Below are 3,056 nucleotides of genomic sequence, written 5' to 3'. Positions count from 1 at the left end.
GCTGGACCGTACCCTCAGCGTGGAGTACCTCCCTGACGGCACGGGGCTGCCCAGCGCTGACCATGACGGCGTCGAATCGGTTGTTGCCGAGGTCAACCGTGCGGTGGAGCTCGTCTTCGAACACGCCCGGCTCCGCCCCCGGACGTCGCTGGCCGTGGTAACCGGCAGCCTTCGCCATGCCGCCCGGATCGGCGAGGCCATCAGGGCGCAACTGCCCAACTACCCCATGCTGGGCAGCTTCTTCAGTGCGGGGGATGAGTCCTTCCGCGTGGTGGATCTGGAACGGGCCCAGGGCTTGGTCCGCGACCACGTCATTTTTTCCCCGGGCTATGGCCGCACGCCGCATGGGCGCACCCTCCACAGCCTCGGGCCTCTTTCCGCCGAAGGTGGCCGAGCAAAATTCGCCCTGGCGATGACGCGTGCCCGCCGGTCCCTGCACGTACTCAGCTGCTTCCGGCCCGAAGACCTTGACGTCAGCCGCCTCAGCCACGGCGCCGTGGACTTCTACGAACTCCTGGACCGTGAGATCGCGGGCAACACGGATCTTGGCAGCCCCGCCTCCCGTGCCGCGGCCAGCGAGCAGGCGCTCGGTGCCGATCCGCTCGTGGCCGACCTTGGCGACCGGCTCCGGGCCCGCGGGGCACGTGTGTGGCACCAGTACGACGGCGTCCTGAACATGGTGGCGGCCGCCGATCCGATGACCACGATCGGCCAGGACGATGCGGAGATTCCCCGTCCGGTGGCGATCGAGTCGGATGGCACCAGCCACTACCGGCGGATGAGCGTCCGGGAACGGAGCAGGCTCCGGCCGCAGCTCCTGGAACGGCTTGGCTGGCGGTACATGCCCCTGTGGACCATAGAGGTCTTCACCGACCCGTCGGCCTGCGCCGACCGGATTGGCGGCTACCTAGGGTTGGAGAAGCCCGCCGTGTCCAGCAGGCTGCGGACATCGCACGGGTTCTTCGACGACGGCATCGAGCATTTGGCGATAGACGAGGCGCGGGCCGCCGAGTACCACGTGGCGGCCGAACCCTCGGGACAGGTGTTCCGCGGCCACGAAACTGCTGGCCAAGAATTCCGCCGGCAGGCTCCAACATCAGCAATGACAGGCAATACAGGCAGTAAGGAGGCCGGCGGCATGAGTGCGGACGGCATCACCAGCAATACCGGCAACACGAACGACACTGGCAACACCGGCGCCACCGGCAACACGAACGACGCCGGCGCCACCGGCGCCCGCGAAGCCGGCGCGGCGGGGGCCGCGGCCGACACCGCGGGGCCGAAGCCCGGCGAATCGACCGGGGAATCGACCGGCGACGGGCCGGACCAGGAGACCGCGAAGGAGACGTCCCGCCGTTCGGAGGCACAGGCCACGGTTCCGGAGGGTGTGCTGCCGAACAAGGCGGCGGAAGACGACCCCCGGCGCTGGGGTGACCAGCCTGATAATTACGATCACGACGCCTGGCTCCAGGAACAGAAGCCACCGCACTGGGGCTGACGGCCCTCCAGCGTGGAGCCTGCGGGCGCGGCCGGCGTCGGAGCAAACTGCCCGGCCACTGGCCCGGCGGGAACGCCCTGCTGGGTGAACAGCTAGCCCGGCGGTGACGCCACAAGCACGAAAAACAATTTGCCCTGGGTCGACGCGCCCGCCAGCCTTCGGGCCTGCTCGGCGGTCGCTGCCACCACCACCAGCCCGTCAGTCTCCGCAGTGGCGGGCCAGGGGCTGGCCTTGCCGCCCTGCGCCGACGTCCAGAGCACTGGCACGGCTTCGGCCAGGATTTGGCTTTCGCCGGGTTGTTCCATGCCGTTGCTGGCAGTGAGCACCACGTTGACGAGCTGCCCGGGGGAGACCAGTTGGATGGAGGCCGGATCTGCCATCCTCAGCGGCACGGCCGCAGAGCCGCGTGGGCTTCCGGCGAGCAGGCCCGGTCCCAGGATCTGGGCGTCGGTGAGGAGCTGGCCCTGGCGCAACGGTGCGGCCAGCTGTTTTCCCTCGAAGGCGGTCTCGCTGCCGGGGCTGCCCGCAGGAATAAGGCCGGGTGGCACGCTGATCCTGCTGAGATCGCCGGGTTCCAGGGACTTTCCAGCGGGTAGATCGGCCGCGGCGGCGAAGGCTGCGACAGTGTCAGTGGGCGCTGGAGCCAGTTGCTGAACTGTCAGTCCCGCGGGGATGCAGAACACGAGGGCCGCGATAAGCCGCCGGTTCCGATTCAGCCAGCCACGCAGGCGGCGCCACGACGGACGGCCGCGGGGCGGACGCCGGCGGGGTTTCGCGGGACCGATCCGGCTACGGAACGGAAGGCCTGCGGCGGAAAACGTGGCGGCAGGAAGGCTCGCGGGGCGGATCCCGGTACGGGACCAACGGCCGGTGCCCGCTTCAGGCAATGCGGCGCGGAACGGCCTGAACGAAGGCGCGGAAGACGGCCCGGACGCCGCCGGCACAGCCGTTTTGAGCGAAGGCGGGGAAACCGCGGTGAGGAAAAGTTCCATGCCGCCACGCTACGGATCCGCGCAGAGCGGCGGGAGCCGCGGAACGTCCTATGTGGACAACGGCACAGCGGGCAGGGGCCAGCGCCGGGCAGGGGCCAGCGCCGGGCAATGCCCAGGATCAGCCGGCCGTGGCCCGGCCGGCGGCCGGCGCCAACCCGGCAGGTGCCTTAGCTGGCCGCGGCGGCGGGTGCGGGGGTGGCCGCCGGAGCTGCAGGAGCCGGGGAAACCGTGCTGCCCTTGGTGTCGCGCGAATCGGTCCGGTAGAAGCCGGAGCCCTTGAACACTACGCCGACGCTGTTGAACTTCTTGCGCAGCGCGCCCTGGCACTCGGGGCAGGACGTCAAGGAGTTGTCGCTGAACGACTGCACGATCTCGAAGGCGTGGCTGCAGTCCTTGCAGGCGTATGCATACGTGGGCACTGGAAATCCTCCTCAGGGGCAAACGAGCAGGTCCCGTGCCGCCGAGTCCGGATCACCGCCGATATGTCTATCGACCTGTTCCGTCCTTAGCAGTCGCAGGGCCTGAGTGCCAATTCTATCACCTCGGCGGGAACCCGGATCAGGCGG

General features: G+C 69.4%; 2 protein-coding genes and 1 pseudogene. 1 reads left to right on the top strand and 2 read right to left on the bottom strand.

Features of this window, described 5'->3' with window-relative positions; genetic code table 11:
* Positions 1 to 1,498, top strand: a pseudogene (locus Y706_RS23760) (AAA family ATPase); the annotation flags it as partial.
* Between the two features lie 92 nt (positions 1,499 to 1,590).
* On the opposite strand, the gene Y706_RS23755 reads toward Y706_RS23760, so the two are convergent.
* Both Y706_RS23755 and Y706_RS0105155 read right to left on the bottom strand, forming a co-directional pair.
* Positions 1,591 to 2,490, bottom strand: a complete 900-nt coding sequence (locus Y706_RS23755) for an RcpC/CpaB family pilus assembly protein (protein ID WP_253906692.1) — start codon at positions 2,488 to 2,490, stop codon at positions 1,591 to 1,593.
* A gap of 167 nt (positions 2,491 to 2,657) precedes the next feature.
* Complete coding sequence (locus Y706_RS0105155) at positions 2,658 to 2,909, bottom strand: FmdB family zinc ribbon protein (RefSeq protein ID WP_028275736.1); 252 nt, start codon at positions 2,907 to 2,909, stop codon at positions 2,658 to 2,660.
* Positions 2,910 to 3,056 lie beyond the last annotated feature (147 nt).

Source organism: Arthrobacter sp. I3 (genome assembly GCF_000520575.1).
Lineage (GTDB): Bacteria > Actinomycetota > Actinomycetes > Actinomycetales > Micrococcaceae > Arthrobacter > Arthrobacter humicola_A.
This window is presented reverse-complemented; position numbering and strand designations above follow the sequence as displayed.